This window comes from Atlanticothrix silvestris CENA357 (assembly GCF_016056295.1).
In the GTDB taxonomy this organism is placed as follows: domain Bacteria; phylum Cyanobacteriota; class Cyanobacteriia; order Cyanobacteriales; family Nostocaceae; genus Atlanticothrix; species Atlanticothrix silvestris.
The window spans coordinates 90,603-107,028 of record NZ_JAECZB010000003.1; the positions used below are offsets into that span (position 1 = coordinate 90,603).

General features: G+C 40.5%; 18 protein-coding genes. 9 read left to right on the forward strand and 9 right to left on the reverse strand.

The genetic code is table 11. The annotated features are described in order from the left end of the window. Positions 1 to 687 carry a tRNA (adenosine(37)-N6)-threonylcarbamoyltransferase complex dimerization subunit type 1 TsaB gene (tsaB, locus tag I8751_RS02580; RefSeq protein WP_214437690.1) on the reverse strand — a complete coding sequence of 229 codons (687 nt, stop codon included), beginning with the start codon at positions 685 to 687 and terminating at the stop codon, positions 1 to 3. A gap of 706 nt (positions 688 to 1,393) precedes the next feature. On the opposite strand from tsaB, the gene I8751_RS02585 reads away from it, so the two are divergent. From I8751_RS02585 to I8751_RS02595, 3 genes are all read left to right on the forward strand, one after another. Continuing rightward, positions 1,394 to 1,588: a hypothetical protein gene (locus I8751_RS02585; protein WP_214437600.1), complete on the forward strand. Its 195-nt coding sequence runs from the start codon at positions 1,394 to 1,396 to the stop codon at positions 1,586 to 1,588. 232 nt (positions 1,589 to 1,820) lie between these two features. Then, positions 1,821 to 3,173: a GTP-binding protein gene (locus I8751_RS02590; RefSeq protein WP_214437601.1), complete on the forward strand. Its 1,353-nt coding sequence runs from the start codon at positions 1,821 to 1,823 to the stop codon at positions 3,171 to 3,173. A gap of 438 nt (positions 3,174 to 3,611) precedes the next feature. After that, positions 3,612 to 3,881, forward strand: a complete 270-nt coding sequence (locus I8751_RS02595) for a Calvin cycle protein CP12 (RefSeq protein ID WP_214437602.1) — start codon at positions 3,612 to 3,614, stop codon at positions 3,879 to 3,881. Here I8751_RS02595 and I8751_RS02600 read toward each other — a convergent pair. Together I8751_RS02600 and apcB are read right to left on the reverse strand one after the other, a co-directional pair. Beyond that, positions 3,878 to 4,696, reverse strand: coding sequence for a TlyA family RNA methyltransferase (locus I8751_RS02600; protein ID WP_214437603.1), 819 nt, complete (start codon positions 4,694 to 4,696; stop codon positions 3,878 to 3,880). The two genes, I8751_RS02595 and I8751_RS02600, sit on opposite strands and share 4 nt — an antisense overlap. A gap of 180 nt (positions 4,697 to 4,876) precedes the next feature. Further along, entirely contained in the window at positions 4,877 to 5,386 is a 510-nt protein-coding gene (apcB, locus tag I8751_RS02605; protein WP_214437604.1) for an allophycocyanin subunit beta, read from the reverse strand. Between the two features lie 359 nt (positions 5,387 to 5,745). On the opposite strand from apcB, the gene glnA reads away from it, so the two are divergent. Further along, positions 5,746 to 7,161 carry a type I glutamate--ammonia ligase gene (gene glnA / locus I8751_RS02610; protein ID WP_214437605.1) on the forward strand — a complete coding sequence of 472 codons (1,416 nt, stop codon included), beginning with the start codon at positions 5,746 to 5,748 and terminating at the stop codon, positions 7,159 to 7,161. 195 nt (positions 7,162 to 7,356) lie between these two features. Here glnA and I8751_RS02615 read toward each other — a convergent pair whose 3' ends face one another. Further along, positions 7,357 to 7,557, reverse strand: coding sequence for a hypothetical protein (locus I8751_RS02615; RefSeq protein WP_214437606.1), 201 nt, complete (start codon positions 7,555 to 7,557; stop codon positions 7,357 to 7,359). Between the two features lie 444 nt (positions 7,558 to 8,001). Between I8751_RS02615 and I8751_RS02620 the strand changes: the two genes are divergently transcribed. Next, positions 8,002 to 8,883 (forward strand): ferritin-like domain-containing protein, encoded by an 882-nt coding sequence (locus tag I8751_RS02620; protein WP_214437607.1) that lies wholly within the window; start codon positions 8,002 to 8,004, stop codon positions 8,881 to 8,883. Positions 8,884 to 8,958: 75 nt separating this feature from the next. Here the strand turns inward: I8751_RS02620 and I8751_RS02625 are convergent, their stop codons facing one another. The 3 genes from I8751_RS02625 to I8751_RS02635 form a co-directional block, all read right to left on the reverse strand. Continuing rightward, positions 8,959 to 9,648, reverse strand: a complete 690-nt coding sequence (locus I8751_RS02625) for a DUF305 domain-containing protein (RefSeq protein WP_214437608.1) — start codon at positions 9,646 to 9,648, stop codon at positions 8,959 to 8,961. 717 nt (positions 9,649 to 10,365) lie between these two features. Beyond that, positions 10,366 to 10,578, reverse strand: coding sequence for a heterocyst-inhibiting protein PatX (gene patX / locus I8751_RS02630; protein ID WP_214437609.1), 213 nt, complete (start codon positions 10,576 to 10,578; stop codon positions 10,366 to 10,368). Positions 10,579 to 10,679: 101 nt separating this feature from the next. Beyond that, a complete protein-coding gene (locus I8751_RS02635) occupies positions 10,680 to 12,461 on the reverse strand; it encodes an FAD-dependent oxidoreductase (protein WP_214437610.1) in 1,782 nt (593 codons plus the stop codon). A gap of 200 nt (positions 12,462 to 12,661) precedes the next feature. Between I8751_RS02635 and I8751_RS02640 the strand changes: the two genes are divergently transcribed. The 4 genes from I8751_RS02640 to I8751_RS02650 all read left to right on the forward strand — a co-directional run bounded on the left by I8751_RS02640 (position 12,662) and on the right by I8751_RS02650 (position 14,919). Then, entirely contained in the window at positions 12,662 to 13,120 is a 459-nt protein-coding gene (locus tag I8751_RS02640; RefSeq protein WP_214437611.1) for an excisionase family DNA-binding protein, read from the forward strand. Positions 13,121 to 13,138: 18 nt separating this feature from the next. Next, positions 13,139 to 13,378: a PIN domain-containing protein gene (locus I8751_RS29415; protein ID WP_225893911.1), complete on the forward strand. Its 240-nt coding sequence runs from the start codon at positions 13,139 to 13,141 to the stop codon at positions 13,376 to 13,378. Between the two features lie 6 nt (positions 13,379 to 13,384). Next, entirely contained in the window at positions 13,385 to 13,693 is a 309-nt protein-coding gene (locus tag I8751_RS29420) for a hypothetical protein (protein WP_225893912.1), read from the forward strand. 176 nt (positions 13,694 to 13,869) lie between these two features. After that, a complete protein-coding gene (locus I8751_RS02650; protein ID WP_214437612.1) occupies positions 13,870 to 14,919 on the forward strand; it encodes a zinc-dependent dehydrogenase in 1,050 nt (349 codons plus the stop codon). A 28-nt stretch (positions 14,920 to 14,947) separates the two neighbouring features. Here the strand turns inward: I8751_RS02650 and I8751_RS02655 are convergent, their stop codons facing one another. Together I8751_RS02655 and I8751_RS02660 are read right to left on the reverse strand one after the other, a co-directional pair. After that, complete coding sequence (locus tag I8751_RS02655; RefSeq protein ID WP_214437613.1) at positions 14,948 to 15,595, reverse strand: carboxylesterase family protein; 648 nt, start codon at positions 15,593 to 15,595, stop codon at positions 14,948 to 14,950. Positions 15,596 to 15,617: 22 nt separating this feature from the next. After that, a complete protein-coding gene (locus tag I8751_RS02660) occupies positions 15,618 to 16,352 on the reverse strand; it encodes a hypothetical protein (protein ID WP_214437614.1) in 735 nt (244 codons plus the stop codon). Positions 16,353 to 16,426 lie beyond the last annotated feature (74 nt).

Sequence of the window (16,426 nt, forward strand, 5' to 3'; positions counted from 1 at the left end):
TTAAAGTTCTACCGGATGCTGCCCATAATACGGCAAAGCTTCTGACCAATTAGGACACTTGCCTTGTTGCCATTCTAGATAAGCTAATTCTAAAATGCTTGTCACTGTTGCTGCTAGCCCAGATTTAGCCTCAACTAGCTGATAATCGGTATTCCAGTTAGCTAAAGTTTTCTGCCATGCTTCTGGTGTGAATACTGTATCTGGCAATAAGGCTGTTAGTCCACAAGTATCTGGCATAAGCTGATAAATAGCAGCAAAAATTTTACCCCGTTGTGCTGGCATTTCTACAGCGATCGCTTGATTCCTGTTATGTTGATTAACAACAGGGGTTGAGGAAATCTCCGATATATATTTTGACCAAGCCACTGCGGCTAAAGTAGAAATAGCAAATACAGGAATATCTAACTGTTGTCCTAAAGTGCGGGCAAGGACAACACCAATGCGAGTTCCTGTAAATCCTCCAGGCCCTTTAGCGACTGCAATAAATGCCAAGTCTGCCCAAGTTTGGGGTTTAATAAATTCAATCAGATATTGATGTATATAACTAGATACTTCACGCCCCAAATTCCAAACATCGGTGCGAGTTTCGCCAGCAAAATTACTAATTGCTAAGCCCAATTCGGGAGTAGTGGTATGTAGTGATAAAGCGTATTTTTGAGATGTCGGTTGTTTTAGTTCAGTTGTCAAAGCTATACCAATTTTAAATTTATATAAGAAAGAAGCTGATAAGCAATTTATCAGTGCTGGAATCATACTCCACTTTTGATCCCACACCGAACACCTCTGGTATTAAATCAGTTATCAGTTATCAGTTATCGCGGTTGGTAACTGACATAGCATAGCAATCCTAAATGATTTATGAGAAAACACGTTAAGTCCCCTAAACTTCCCAAAGTACTCACAGTTAGCTGGGCCGTTGAAGCCGTTGCTCCAGAAAGGTGGCTACTTAGAACATCGAAGTCAAACACCTATCGGTATCCAGGTACTGTGGCGAGGTTGGTTAAAGTTACACGACCTTTGTGAGGGTTGGCTGCTTGCAAAAGAGACTTAGGAGCCACGCAAAAATAACTTGAACACTTTTGATTGGGAAGTAAAGCTAACAGCTTATCCCAGTTGAATTTGTACAACTTATTTTTACATGATGCCTTAACGGGAAAAGTCAGGTTGTTGTTGACGATTGAGAATATCTCGCCCAATTTGCCAGTAGAGCAATACTAACTATTTGTTGACAGCAACCGCTGCCCGTAATTGAGCGCTAGAAATTCGTGTTTTTAATTCTTTTAAAAAGTCATCATAACCAACGATATTAGATGCGCCACTTTGTGAAACTTCAGACTTATCGCTTTTAGTCAAAAGAGGCAGGGGAGCAGGGAGCGCTTAGCAGGGAGAAGGATTGGACGGAGCTTGTACCCCGACCAATCAAGAACGTCTTAGGAAGACGGGGCTTGATACCCATGTTCCGCTGATTAGAATATCTCTGGAAGGTAGAGGGATGGGCTACCCAGATAGATATGACCAAGAAAAGCTATGGAACGTATATAAAGCTAAGTTGCATCTAGAAGAAGTACTGAGTTTGCTGGATAATTAATCGCCCATCACATGTTTATAGAATCCCCTCAAGTAGAGGATTTTTGATACAGAGGCTTAACACTAGAGGCTCAGATCCCCAACTTTTCAAAGAAGTCGGGGATCTTATTATTCGCATATCAGCAGGGAGAAAAATGAGTAGCCTATACTTGAAATTAGCTAGAATGCTTGTAAGATAAGGATTTTATACTAGTTCAAAGTATTAAAATATAATCACTAAAAGTATTGATATTATGTCGGTTTATCGTAATCTACAAGAAACTCACCTAAACCGTGCCCGTGCTAGTCTAAGGCAAGCGCTGTCTTGGTATGGATATCTTCGTAAATCAGGACATTTATCATCCAATCCAGAATTAGCAGGCTTGGTAAAACCAGAATTAGAAGCATTAAGCTCGACACTCAGCAAGCTAGACTCGAATGTAATTAAAATTGCTGCTTTTGGTTTGGTGAGTCGTGGCAAATCAGCAGTATTAAATGCTTTATTAGGAGACAAAATTCTGCAAACTGGGCCTCTAAATGGTGTCACCCAATGGCCGCGTTCGGTGCGGTGGCAACCAGGTGGTAAGGTACTGGTAGAGTTAATTGATACTCCCGGATTAGATGAAATTGAGGGTGAATCGCGATCGCTCATGGCACGAGAAGTGGCGCGTCAAGCTGATTTAATTTTATTTGTCGTCTCTGGTGATATTACACGTACTGAATATCAAGCATTGTTGGAATTACGGCAGTCGCAAAAACCCCTGATTTTAGTATTTAACAAAATAGACTTATATCCAGATGTAGATCAGGCGGCGATTTACGAGAATTTACAACAATTGGGTGCAGGAAATATCCAAGCCAAACCCCTACTACCTGATGAAATTGTCATGGTGGCGGCGGAACCAGCACCAATGGAAGTACGAGTTGAATGGCCTGATAATCGTGTTAGTTATGAATGGGAAACACCGCCCATCGAAATAGATGAACTCCAGCAGACAATTTTAAATATTCTCAATCGGGAAGGGCGATCGCTTCTGGCTTTAAATGCACTCATCCAAGCACGGGATGCAGAAGAGGCGATCGCTCAAAAAACTATCGACTTACGCGAACGAGAAGCCGAAGATATTATCTGGCAATTTACTAAATATAAAGCTTTGGCAGTCGGATTAAATCCCATCGCCTTTTTAGATATTTTGGGTGGAACTGTAGCTGATTTAGCTTTAATTCGCTCTCTAGCGAGGTTGTATGGTTTACCAATGACTAGCTATGAAGCCAGCAAAATTTTAAAAACGATTTTATTAAGCTGCGGTGGCTTACTGCTAGGAGAATTGGGTAGTAGTTTCTTATTAGGTTTAGGCAAAAGTACCGCTGCTTTAACTAGTGGTGAGAATCCCACCAATATTACTGCTTTTGCCGGCAGCGCGATCGCTCAAGCTGGTATTGCTGGTTATGGAGCATATTCTGTAGGTAAAGCTACTCAAGTTTATCTCGAAAAAGGCAGCACTTGGGGACAATTGGGCGCTAGTACTGTAATTCAAGAAATTCTCTCTCAGGTTGACCAAAATACAATTCTGTATCGTCTGCAACAAGAATTAGGAATTAAGTAATAAATAAAAAACTTTACACTAATTGTAAGAAAGATTTTTTGTTAGTGGTTAGTGGTTAGTGGTCAGTGGTCAGTGGTCAGTAGTAAAGTGAAAAGTGCGGTCTTAAGATATTAAACCAGATCAAAAATACCTGACAACTGACAACTGACACCTGACAACTGACAACTAACAACTGACAAATTTCTATCAAATTGTTCTATTAATAGCAGTAATTAATAGTCTGGTATGCAACATTGAAAAAATGACCGCATCAGGATAGATGATCAAGGCTAAAATCTCAGGTTTTAGACTTCATAATTCGGATTTCATCCTTTAATGGACGGTGTTCACCACCGCAGTTTTCAAGTCAGTCTATTTAAACTGGAAATATGAGCTTTTTGCGGTCATTAAGGAAGCTCACAGTCAATGTTTATATCAGTCAACACAGGTCAAAGTATCATGACAACAACCTTAGACACAGTTCAAGCTGCTGTAAATTCCGGAGCCAAAACTATCGAACAAGCAATCTTAGATGCTATTGTTGAAGCCCGCGAAACTTGTGAGATTGGTGGTGAAAATTCTGCTAACTGCGCTGTAGCTTGGGATATTGTGGAAGAATTACAAGCTGAAAAAGCTCATCAAAAACAAGCAAAACAACGCAAAACTGCTTTAGAAAGCTACTGCGATCGCCATCCAGAAGCGGTAGAGTGTTTAATTTACGATGTTTAATGCTCTCGGAAATCAGCAACAGCTGATTGCGTCATTTTTTGAATCTCCTCTAAATTAGGCGATGGTGTTTCACTTTCCATTCCTAACCATAAGAGATACTCAATATTCCCTGCGGGGCCAGTAATCGGCGACCAAGTTAAGCCTTGATATTTCCATCCTAGTTCGTGAGCTGCTTGCAATACGAGGAAAATGGCATCAGCTTGGTCGTTAGGGTCGCGCACCACACCTTTTTTGCCGACGCGAGATTTTCCGACTTCAAACTGTGGTTTTACTAGTAACACCACTTCTCGGTTAGCTTGAGTTAATCGCCACAAAGCAGACAAAACCTTAGTTAAAGAAATAAACGATACATCCACCACCGCCAAATCAGGGAGAGGATCACCCTCACCATACAACTCATCAGGTGAGAGATGACGCAAGTTAGTACGTTCCCGCAAAACTACACGCGGATCATTTCGCAAACGCCAGTCAACTTGCCCATAACCGACATCAATGCCATAAACTAATTTTGCCCCGGCTTGTAGTAGGCAGTCTGTAAAACCACCTGTAGAAATACCACCATCTAAGCAAATACGTCCGATTGTGGGAATGGCAAACAATTCTAGGGCTTTGGTTAGTTTCTCACCTCCACGGGAAACAAACCGCGATCGCTCTTTAATTTTAATTTGAGCAGCAATATCAACTTCTGTACCAGATTTATCAACTATCTGGTCATTAACCATCACTTCACCCGCTTGAATTAGCTTTTGTGCTAAAGCGCGAGAAGTGCATAAATTTAGCTCTACTAATAGTGTGTCGAGTCGTTGTTTAGCCAATTAACTTTTTAAGCGTCCTAGAGTAGTTTCTTTCATTTGCATCCGCCAATTATAATAATTGCTAAAATCAATGCGATCGCTTTCCACTTCAAAAAAGTAAACGCACTTTGTTCCTAAAATCAAAGTGCGATCGCAACACTTAACTTTTACAGGGCAGACATTTTGCCCGCCCAAACTTTCCTAAATATCTATCTCACTTAACTCACGACTTAAATGGTCAAAAGGTTCATCTACAAAAGTAGTATCAGCCACACCCGCCGCAGCTACTTTTTCCTTAACCATATCCTTGAGAATTTGGATACCGCGAACCGTTGGACTAATAGGTACTCCTAAAGAATTGTAAGTTTCTCGCAGTCCTTGCAATACTCGTTCATCCAACACATTTGTATTACCAGCAACTAACGCATAAGTAGCGTAGCGTAGGTAATAATCCATATCCCGTAGGCAAGCCGCGTAACGACGAGTTGTATAGGCATTTCCACCAGGGCGAATTAACTCTGGTAATTCTTCAAATAATTCCAAACCAGCTTGCTTAACAAGTGCTGCTGCATTAGAATTTATCGCTGCTGCTGCTTGTATTCGTGCTGTGCCACTTTCAAAATATGATTTAAGGCTGTCGATCGCATTCCGGTCAAAATATCGACCAGTAATGTCATAATTCTTAATCAAGCTTGTCACTGCATCGCGCATTCCTTCTTCTCCCAATTGTTGCTATCTATGGTTTGATATTAATTTGGCTGCATTGATGCACCAGTAAATTTTTGTGCTATTAAAAATAGATTCGGCACAAAAATAATCATCCGCTATTTAAGGATTTTATGTCAAAGTTGCCCCCCTCTGAGATGAACTTTCCAGTTTTGTGTAGATGATCAGGTAAAGGTTAATATAAGCTGTAATCCAGATCATCTGTAACAAAAACTACAAAATTCTCTAATATCTAGAATTTATGATATTTCAGGTGTGTCACAACTGGGTGTCAGATCAGCAGGGTGAGGATGCTTTGGCGGATTCTGATTTTACTTTAGGAAATTGGTAGAGAAGGAGTAACAATGACAACCCCACAAGAAGTCTTGAAGATGATTCAAGACCAAAAAATTCAGATGATTGATCTGAAATTCATCGATACACCAGGAACTTGGCAGCATCTAACGGTTTACCACAACCAAATTGATGAAAGCTCATTTTCTGATGGTGTACCTTTTGATGGTTCCAGCATTCGGGGTTGGAAAGGCATCGAAGAATCAGACATGACAATGGTTCTTGATCCCAACACTGCTTGGATCGACCCATTCATGAAAGAGCCAACACTAAGTATAATTTGTAGTATTAAGGAACCCCGCACGGGTGAATGGTATAGCCGTTGCCCACGCGTTATTGCCCAAAAAGCAGTAGATTATCTAGTTTCTACCGGCATTGGTGACACAGCCTTCTTTGGCCCTGAAGCTGAATTTTTTATCTTTGATGATGTTCGCTTTGACCAAACTGCTAACCAAGGTTACTACTACGTAGACTCTGTAGAAGGTCGTTGGAATTCTGGTAGAGAAGAAGGCCCCAACTTGGGTTACAAACCACGCTTCAAAGAAGGCTACTTCCCTGTATCGCCAACGGATAGCTTCCAAGATATGCGTACAGAAATGCTGCTAACAATGGCAGAGTGTGGCGTACCCATTGAAAAGCAACACCATGAAGTTGCTACCGGCGGTCAGTGCGAATTAGGTTTCCGCTTTGGGAAGTTGATTGAAGCTGCTGACTGGCTGATGACCTACAAATATGTCATCAAGAACGTTGCTAAGAAATACGGCAAAACCGTCACCTTCATGCCAAAACCAATTTTTGGCGATAACGGTTCTGGGATGCACTGTCACCAGTCTATTTGGAAAGATGGCAAACCTACCTTTGCAGGCGATAAGTATGCTGGTTTGAGTGAGACAGCGCTTTATTACATTGGTGGTATCCTCAAGCACGCACCAGCACTGTTAGCAATTACCAATCCCACCACCAACTCTTACAAGCGTCTAGTACCTGGTTATGAAGCACCAGTGAACTTGGCTTACTCCGAAGGTAATCGTTCTGCTTCTGTGCGGATTCCTCTGTCTGGTACTAACCCCAAAGCTAAACGGTTAGAGTTCCGTTGTCCAGATGCGACTTCTAACCCTTATTTAGCATTTGCTGCCATGCTTTGTGCTGGTTTGGATGGGATCAAAAACAAAATCCATCCTGGTGAACCCCTAAATAAAAATATCTATGAACTTTCTCCAGAAGAACTGGCGAAAGTGCCTTCAACACCGGGTTCTCTAGAAAAAGCGTTGGGACATCTCGAAAGTGATCACACTTTCTTGACAGAAACAGGCGTATTCACAGAAGACTTTATCCAGAATTGGATTGACTACAAATTAGCTAACGAAGTTGAGCAAATGCAGTTGCGTCCTCATCCTTACGAATTTTACCTTTATTACGATTGCTAATTGCCGTAGGTAAAGCTGTCACACATTTAACTTGCATTTTTCCAGCTTGAAATCTTTATTCAAAGGCTTTCCATCTGGAAGCAGCAATCAACGATAGTGTTATAAATTTTTTAGCCACCCTTGGGGGTGGCTTTTTTTTAAGAGTTTTTTAGTTGGGACTCTCACTCAAACAATCAAGCTGAGAAATCTTGCAACCTAGCTCATAGCAGCGTTGCTACTTCCATAAATCATTCGTGTAGTAGGTTCTACCTTTCCTTGAATGGGATTCCAGTAATGAGATGTTTCTTCAGGAAGACCGATTTCTTGTGCAGCACGCATTAGCATTGATTGTTGACGATTTTTGACTTGTTGATGTTGACGCACCATTAACGCACGAGATTTATCTTGAATAGACATAACTACAGTCCTCCTTAATTTTTTTAGATATATATGATTGATTAGCTAGTTGCCCTTTCATTAACCAGAATAGCAAAAATTCTGTAACCAAAGTTACAAAATGAGGTTTATATGGCTATTTCTTGACAAAACTTTATATTTTTAGAGTTTCAATTGCTTTGAACTGGTCAAAAATTAGAAAAAATCTCTCTAATTTAAACAAAAGAAGTCATTAGCTGTTGGCATCTGGCTTAAGTTTGGTCTTGTCTTGAAAGACACACCATTCCCAAGATTGATAATTTATTCATTACATTTGTTTATATTAAAAATATTGAAGATAACTAATTTAAGTAATTGTTGTAACTTTTGCCTGAAAGTTTTTTTGGCGATTAAGCACTAATGCTGTAGTTAGAGCAAACTAAGTTACCATCAAAAAACATAAATTAACAAAACTCTACAAAAATTATGACAGTTGTTTATCCGCGTAAATTTCAGAATGCTTTGAGTGCAAGGGATATTTTAAAGCGGACAGTGAGCGATCGCGAACTCCATCTTATAACTCTCAATCGCTATCGCTACAGCGAACAACGCAGTTGTAAAGACCTAACTGAGCTAATTGAACAACTGAATGGCAAACCACGAGAACTGATTCAGGATTTATCCCACCACATTAGCGATGAAGCTCGTCATGCTATGTGGCTGACCGATTTGTTGGTGGAATTGGGGGCCGACATTGGCAAGCCACCAGGCTCATCTTACATTGATGAATTTGAACGCCTACTTGATAGTGAACAAAAAGATGCAACTAAAGACCTGGAAGATGTGGTAATTTCTGCCTTAGCAGCAATTAACATCACCGAAAAACGAGGTTGTGAGTATTTTTCTGCTCACATTTATACGCTTAAACAGCAGCCCCAAACTGAAGAAAACATCAAAATTCGGGAAACGATCGCTAAAATTTTGCCAGAGGAAGCAGGACATGTCCGTTGGGGTAATCGTTGGTTAGCCCAAATAGCCGATAAGAGTCCAGAGCATCGGCAAAAAGTAGAGCAAGCCAAACGCAAATATACTGCAATCGAGCAGGCGGCCTTTGAATCGGGAATGGATATTACTTTAGGTGCAGAACTGCGACGGGTTGCTAACCTTGTGGAAGTGGCAAATACTATGTCACCTTGGGAACGTCCTCAATACCTAATGGAGCGCTTACCGCAAACTTTGCTAGCACCTGAGTTACAGTTTACTAGGATTCAAGTTGCCCAAAGAATTTGGCAGCGCAATCCACAAGAGTTTATGGAAAAGTTTGTACCCATGTTCCTCAAAGGTATTCAGCGTAAGTCGCAGACTTAACAAAAGTCCTCTAGTTCCATTACAGATAGGCAATAAGAAAAAATAGGTCATTTTGTCCTGAATTTTTTCACCCAATCAAATACTAGTCCTATACCAAGCTTGATACCATTGTTGCATCTGGTTAATTTCAGCCGTTTGAGTTTTCACAATGGACTGAGCTAAGTTACGAATTTCTGGTTTGGCAGCTTTATTTGTAGCCATCTGCGACATCATTACAGCCATGCGATGATGAGGAATCATCTGACGGATAAATTCTTTGTCGAAATCTGGTGCATTTTTCAATGCTGCCAAATCTATGTTCATGCCTCTCATGTTCCGGTTCATCGGCATTTTCATCATGCCTGAGTTCATCTGTTGATTCATGCGCTGATGCATTGCCATCATTTCTTGATCATTCATGGTTGTTACAGGTACTTCTTTGCCGTACCATGCTTTATACCAAGTTTGCATCTGTTGAATTTCACGGGCTTGGTCTGTTTTAATAACTTGAGCTAGTTTTTTGATTTCAGGATGTTTCGCACGCGTTAAAGCTAGATTAGCCATCTCCACAGCTTGCTGATGGTGAGGAATCATCATTGTGATGAAATGCTGATTAACCTCACCCATCATCCCTTGTTGGGAAGGAGTAACCTGAGGAGATAGGTGATGAATATTATGTTGTGAATTTGGAGACTGAGCTTGTGTGTTATTAATTATTAATAATCCTCCAACAGCACCATAGCTTAATAGCGCTATAAGACCATAAATCAAATTTTTGTTTTTCATAAGTTCACCTCTTTGAGAGAGTGAAGATTTAATAAATTGCTTCTCTTATTAAATTTAGCTGTAATTTATGAGGAAGTTGTGAGTATACTGTTTTGTTTGCCTTTTTTCCTCGTTAATGGATTTTTTTAAATTGCCAAATTTCTGCTAAATTATAAATTCAATTTATAGTAACAAAATTTTACTTATCAAACCTAAAATTTTATTTAAGTTTTTTATTCTATAAATTGGCACAAGATACCCAACAAGTGCCGTAATGAACATCAACTATATTTCTAATTTGAATAGTCAGCTGCTCGATGGATGATAAAACTATTACAAACAGGATTTGAATTTAGATGCTCTTGATTTGAAGTGATAGCTTGAGTAGCGACATCCTGTAAGTAGAAGTGAGAGTAGAGTTTTGTAGCAGTTGGTGATGCTGTCGATACAAGCAATGGATTGGCTGTAAATGCCAAAGATAAGGATGAAAGCAGACTCTGTAAATAAAGTCTACGAATTGAAAGACTGAGTGAATGTTGATGTTTTTTGTGTACCAATGTGAAGTATTTGGTTTCCTTAAGAACTTACGCAGAAGTCATAGAAAAACTAACCACAGAGGACGCAGAGAAAACAGAGAAATTAAAATTTGAGAGATTCTTTGTATCAGTCCTGTCCTAGATATCAGAAGACAGCTGTGATTACAAGAGGGTGACAATGAAATGGTTCAGTAGTAAAAGCTTATCCGCGAGATTGGATTAGATCTCTGCGTCCACTACCTCGATAAGGTTTTGGGCTTTCTGGCTCGTTAGATTTAGGTTTAGCTGAAAGCAACTGTTGTGAACCAGAAGAAGAAAGTCGTACTAAAGATAAGCTGTTTACCGTTTCTTGGTAGTTGTAAGCTAAGGAACCGACTACCAAACTCGAAACTAAAAGTGAAATGGGAACACGCATAGCAGATGTTTATTTCAGAACTCTCTTATCTACTGCTACTGAGTTTCTTGATATGTGTCCGGAAAGTTTACTAAAAAGTATTGGTTTTTACTGAAATAAAACTACTTTAGTAATATATCAGTATCTTCAACTAGTAACCAATGACCAGAATGGTTTAGGCGACCCCAAACAGTGAGCAGTTGCCCATCTAAATAGGCTTGTAGACGCTGATCTAGATGCGATCGCCAGGTCACAAGCTGCCAAGTTTGCCCTTGATAGGTGGCTGGGGTGGTGATAGTGAATCTGTAATCCTGCTGATTTAGACGGTGAAATATGCCTGTAAAACAGTCACTTTGCCGTATTAATACTTGGTCAAAATCCGATTTTTTACATGCATCTAAAGATGAAGCAGGATAATTGCCACTCAGTGGGTAAGTTTGAGGATCGTTTAAATAATACAGTTGCCAATCCAGCCATTCCGGATGTTTGGGTGATAAATCTAAATTAAATAAAGGGATAATTGCCGCAGGCGATCGCTCGTCTTGAAGTAAAGCTTCTTGCAATGTTCTTACGGGTAAATCTCTAGGCTGAATATTTAACTCAACGCACATAGCCGCCGCCATTCCCGCAGCTTGGCCGATACCCATCACCACGGGTTGTAATCTAGTCGCGCCGTTGGCAATATGAGAGACAGAGATATTCTTTTCACAGACTAATAAACCATCTGTTGCAGCCGGAATTAGACAATTGTAGGGAATAGTGAACGGTGTCCCAGTCCAACGCCCGCCCCAACGGATAGATTTGGGTTGCAATGGTAAATCGAAACCAGGATAATGATGGTCATTGGCGTAGTTACCAATAGCGATCGCATCTGGGTAAATAGATGCCACCCTACCCCCTGGCATTGGCAAAATATCCTGTTCTTGGATAGTAGTTAGTCCTACTAAGCGGCGACTTTCTCGGTAGTAGGGATGCAGTGCAAAAGCAGGATCAGTACAAGGAAAAATTTCTTTTGCTAATCCATAGTGATCGCCTAGCTGATTTTGGATAAAATGGGCAAAATTTTGACTATGCCAGCGACTTTCTTGAAAAAATTTACCTTTGGCTGTATCTGACTCGATTAATCGTCCCACTCCTTCGCCATAGTCATTACCACAAATAGGCCAATTGATCATAAATAGATCTCCTGGCAAACGTCCGTAATTTAAAAACTTTTCTGCACCATAATTATCCCAAGCACCAATAAATTTAGAAGGATCATAATTAGAAGCAGCAGGAATTTCTGGTGCGAGAGTTTCACCGAAGTCTTGCATAATCACAACCCAAGTCGGCGACTGCACTGGATATTTATCGGTGATGGAATTAAATACATCTGGGGCGCTGAGTTCTTGCCATTGCGATCGCAATTCCCAACCCCAGCGGTAAGGTATTTCCCCCAGAGCTAATAAATCTCCTAATTCTGTACCATCGAGAATAATCTTAGCGTTGACGGTAAAATCTAAAAACCGAACACCAGTCACACAATTTCTCTGTTGCACAACCTCTAAAGGTACTCGTCCACAAATCCAGTGCAGATTTGACAACTCTTTTACCCAATCTGCAAAAATTTCTGCTCCAATGCGGGGATCATAACTAAAAAAGCTTACCCAACTGTTATCTAATCCTCCTGGCTGTCGTTGTCGTAATTCCTGTAAAAACGCACCCCATAACCCTGTCTGAAAAGCAACTAACTCATTGCCATCAGGTGCAGATACTCCAGCAGCAGTTAACATTCCTCCCAACCAAGAAAATTCACTCACCAAAATAGTTTTAGCTCCTCGCCGTGCTGCTTGGATTGCAGCAGCAGTACCTCCAGTTCCCCCGCCGACAACTAAGACATCAGCTGTATACGTCTGATTAACCATTGAATTCTAATGTCACACCTACTACACCCGCAACAGCGAGTCTGATTACAATACTGCCAAATGGTTGCACAATCAAATTAGCGGTTGTGAGCATTTTTTAGCACTCTCCCATAATTTTTTGAGCCATGTTTCGGATATTGCGTTTGTGTAAATTTAAATGTATACTAGTGTATTATGAAGACATGTGAGAGTTCACCACAATGGCTATCGTATCTAGGCAAAACTTGCCTGTAGAGTCAGTGATGGCTCAAGAACAGGAAAAGTTATCTATCAAGCAGCTTGAAAGCATTCTCCAGTTTGAAGGTTCCCAAGCAAGATTAGTAGTAAATGGCGAAGAAATTACTATACCTGATTCGGTTTATCAGGTATTGCGTCAAGCTGTTCATGCAATGGCATTAGGTAAAGCTATATCTATAGTTCCTCAAGAAAGGGAATTGACGACACAGCAAGCAGCTGAATTTCTCAATGTTTCACGCCCCTATTTGATTAAGTTATTAGAACAAGGTGAAATTCCTTACGTTATGGTAGGGACACATCGACGCGTTCGTTTTGAGGATTTGGTTAAATATAAGAAACAGCGCGATAGTAAGCGTAGCCAACTTTTGCAACAGCTAATTGAGATGAGTGAAGAAGCTGGTTTATATGAGTATGATGAGTAAGTACTCAGAAAAATTGCTATGTTTAGTGTTATCTTAGATGCCTGTGTTTTATTTCCAATGTATCTAAGAGATACCTTATTATCTACTGCTGAGGCTGGTCTGTACTTACCTTATTGGTCACAGAAAATCTTAGATGAAGCAATGGGCAATCTTGTTGTTAAGGGTAGAATTTCAGCCAAAGTAGCTAAAAATATAGAAGAGACAATAAAAGCGGCTTTTCCTGAAGCAATGGTTCAAGAGGTACCTTGGCAGCTATAAGCAGCCATGACAAATGATTCTAAAGATCGTCACGTTCTTGCTGCTGCAATTATAGCCAAGGCAGATATTATTGTTACCAACAATATTAAGGACTTTAACGCTAAAGCTTTAACTCCTTTAAATATCAAAGTACAGTCACCAGATAATTTTCTCAGTGGCTTATTCGACAAAAATCCAGAAGAAATGGTTCAAGTCGTGCGAGGGCAGTCCCAAAAATATAAAAAAAGCCCCCGTACTTTTATTGAACTACTTGAGCTTCTAAGTAAACAGATACCTGAATTTACCACAAAGGTTTTATGTCATGAAGACAGGTAAGCTACTAGAAGTTGAAAATAGTAGAATCGAGGGATATCTTTTATTAGTGGGTGTTGAAGCATTCCAAATTTTTGAACAAAGCCTAGAACAAGTTAAAACACAAAAATTTCAAAGTTTATAGCTGAACGTTGACCGCTAGTGTTACATCTAATAATGTTGAACGGTAAAAAATTAACGTGAAAGCACAGGTATTTAGAGGCGTTAATCAACTTTCCTACGAAGAGATTCCAGTGCCGACTCTGGAACCGGGTGAGGTGTTGGTACAGGTAAGAGTAGTGGGACTGTGTCAGTCAGATATCAAAAAAATTCGTTATCCCCTATATGAACCACCGCGGATATTTGGACATGAAACGGCTGGAACGATCGCAGCGGTAGGTAATCAAGTCAAAGGTTGGCAAGTCGGACAACGGGTGGCGGTGATGCACCACATTCCTTGTATGCGTTGCGCTTACTGCCTAAATGATAATTTTTCGATGTGCGATGTTTACAAAAATATCTCCACCACAGCAGGATTTAACGCCAGTGGTGGCGGTTTTGCTGAGTATGTCAAAGTTCCCGATCATATTGTGCAAAATGGTGGGTTAATTCCCATTCCAGATCATATAAGTTTTGAAGAAGCCAGTTTTGTAGAACCAACTAATTGCTGTCTCAAAGCAGTCAAAAAAGCCCAAATTGCCCCTGGACAAACTGTTTTGGTGACAGGAGCCGGGCCAATTGGGTTAATGTTTGTGATGTTGGTAAAGTATTTTGGAGCGAAAGCGATCGCGACTGATTTACTACCCTCTAGAATTGAAAAAGCTTTGCATGTCGGCGCAGAAGCGGCTTTTGATGCCCGCGATCCTGATTTACCTGTAAAAATTCATACTCTCACTGGTGGTATGGGTGTTGATGTCACACTGCTGGCTGTTCCTAGCGAGAAAGCTTTCACTCAAGCACTAGATTGTACCCGCAAAGGCGGCAAAATCCTATTTTTCGCTGAATTTCCCGATGAGTTAGAAATTGCGATCAATCCTAATATTCTTTATCGCCGAGAGATTGACTTGATGGGTAGTTACAGTTCGTCTTACCGCCTTCAGAATCTGTCGGCTGATATTGTGTTTAATCGGCGCATAGATGTAAAAGCGTTAATTAGCGATCGCTACCCCTTACAAGATTTATCAGCGGCGGTAGAACAGGCGATCACTCCTACACCAGAAACTTACAAAATACTGATTTATCCCCAGTAATGAGAGGGATTAGGGATGATCATCTGCCTTAAGCGACAGTCGGTTGTCGCCGATGCTGCAAAAACCATTCGTATAGCTCTGGATTATTATATGTCTGCGTCCACGAATCATGATCAGCTTCTGGGTAAACTGTAAACTTCACATTCCCACCACAAGCTTGCAGCACAGAAACCATATTTCCAGACTCTCTTAAGGGTACAACATGATCTTGCGCTCCGTGAAATGCCCATACAGGAAGGTTTTTTAAATTCCGTGCTTTTAATGGGTTGTCGCCACCACAGACGGGCGCGATCGCGGCAAAGCGCTGTGGTTCAGTAGTAGCCCAACGCCATGTTCCATAACCACCCATGCTTAAACCAGTTAAGTAAATGCGATCGCCATCAATGGGATAAGAAGCGATCGCCTGATCTAAAAGAATGCTCAAGGGAGGTACTGACCAGTATTGGCCTGGAAGACATTGGGGAGAAATCACAATGAAGGGAAAGTTTGGGTGTTCTTCCACAATCTGGGGAATGCCTTGCCTTTTCACATTTTCTAAATTAAAGCCTCGTTCCGCAGCACCGTGTAAAAATATAATTGTTGGTATAAGTTGTTCTGGCGTTTTTTGGCGATCGGGCAAAAACAGCAAATAGTTGTATGTATCAGTGCAATTAACTTGTTGTTGTCTTGAATGCATAGTATTTACAACTTGGGCTAACTTAGCGGCTGCGGACAGTAATTGTATAACTCGGTCGCTGTTTAGCTTCGCGTTGACTTTTGACTAGGCGAAAGTCATGATCTATATATAAATGCTTCAAAACAGGAGTAGCTAGATAGGCTTTTTCAAATTTTTTGACGGTACTTCTGTCCATGTTTTCTAACTGGAGTTCTTGCCGTAAATCAACCTCAGCTGCAATTTCCTGAAATTTAGATTTTGCGATCGCTGTAAACCACTCGTCTGCATCATCAATTGTCAGTGGTTTTTCTCTATTTTTCAAAGCTTGGAATAGCCCCACATTTTGAATACACCAATTATTATCTTCAATTGCATACTTTTGCATCACCATTAAATCGTAAGCTGGCAACTTTGAGGTAAATCTTCTCCAAAAAGTAGATTGTCCTGGTGCGTAGCGAGCAATATTAGCATAGTAGCCATTATCATGAAATATTTGGTAAGACTGCTCGTGTAACCTACCTGGCAAAATATCTTGAAATGGGATGGTAGACCAAATTGGTATCCAAACTCCAATCACAATTGGCAATTGCTCGACAACATTTGGGAAGGGGTTGCGTCGGCTTAATTCGCCAAAATATGGTGATAATTCATTTTGATAAAATTTTACCTTATCTCTCAAAGGTTCTATATCTCGTCCTGCTACTAGCTCTAAAATTTTATTTTTAATTTCCTGCGTATTCCAATCAGTTAATTGTTCAATATCTATAATATTTTTCATAAATATCTGCCCTCAATTCGCTGCGGGAATGGATTTATGATCAAAAGAATGAACTTCCTGGTAATCGAATCGAG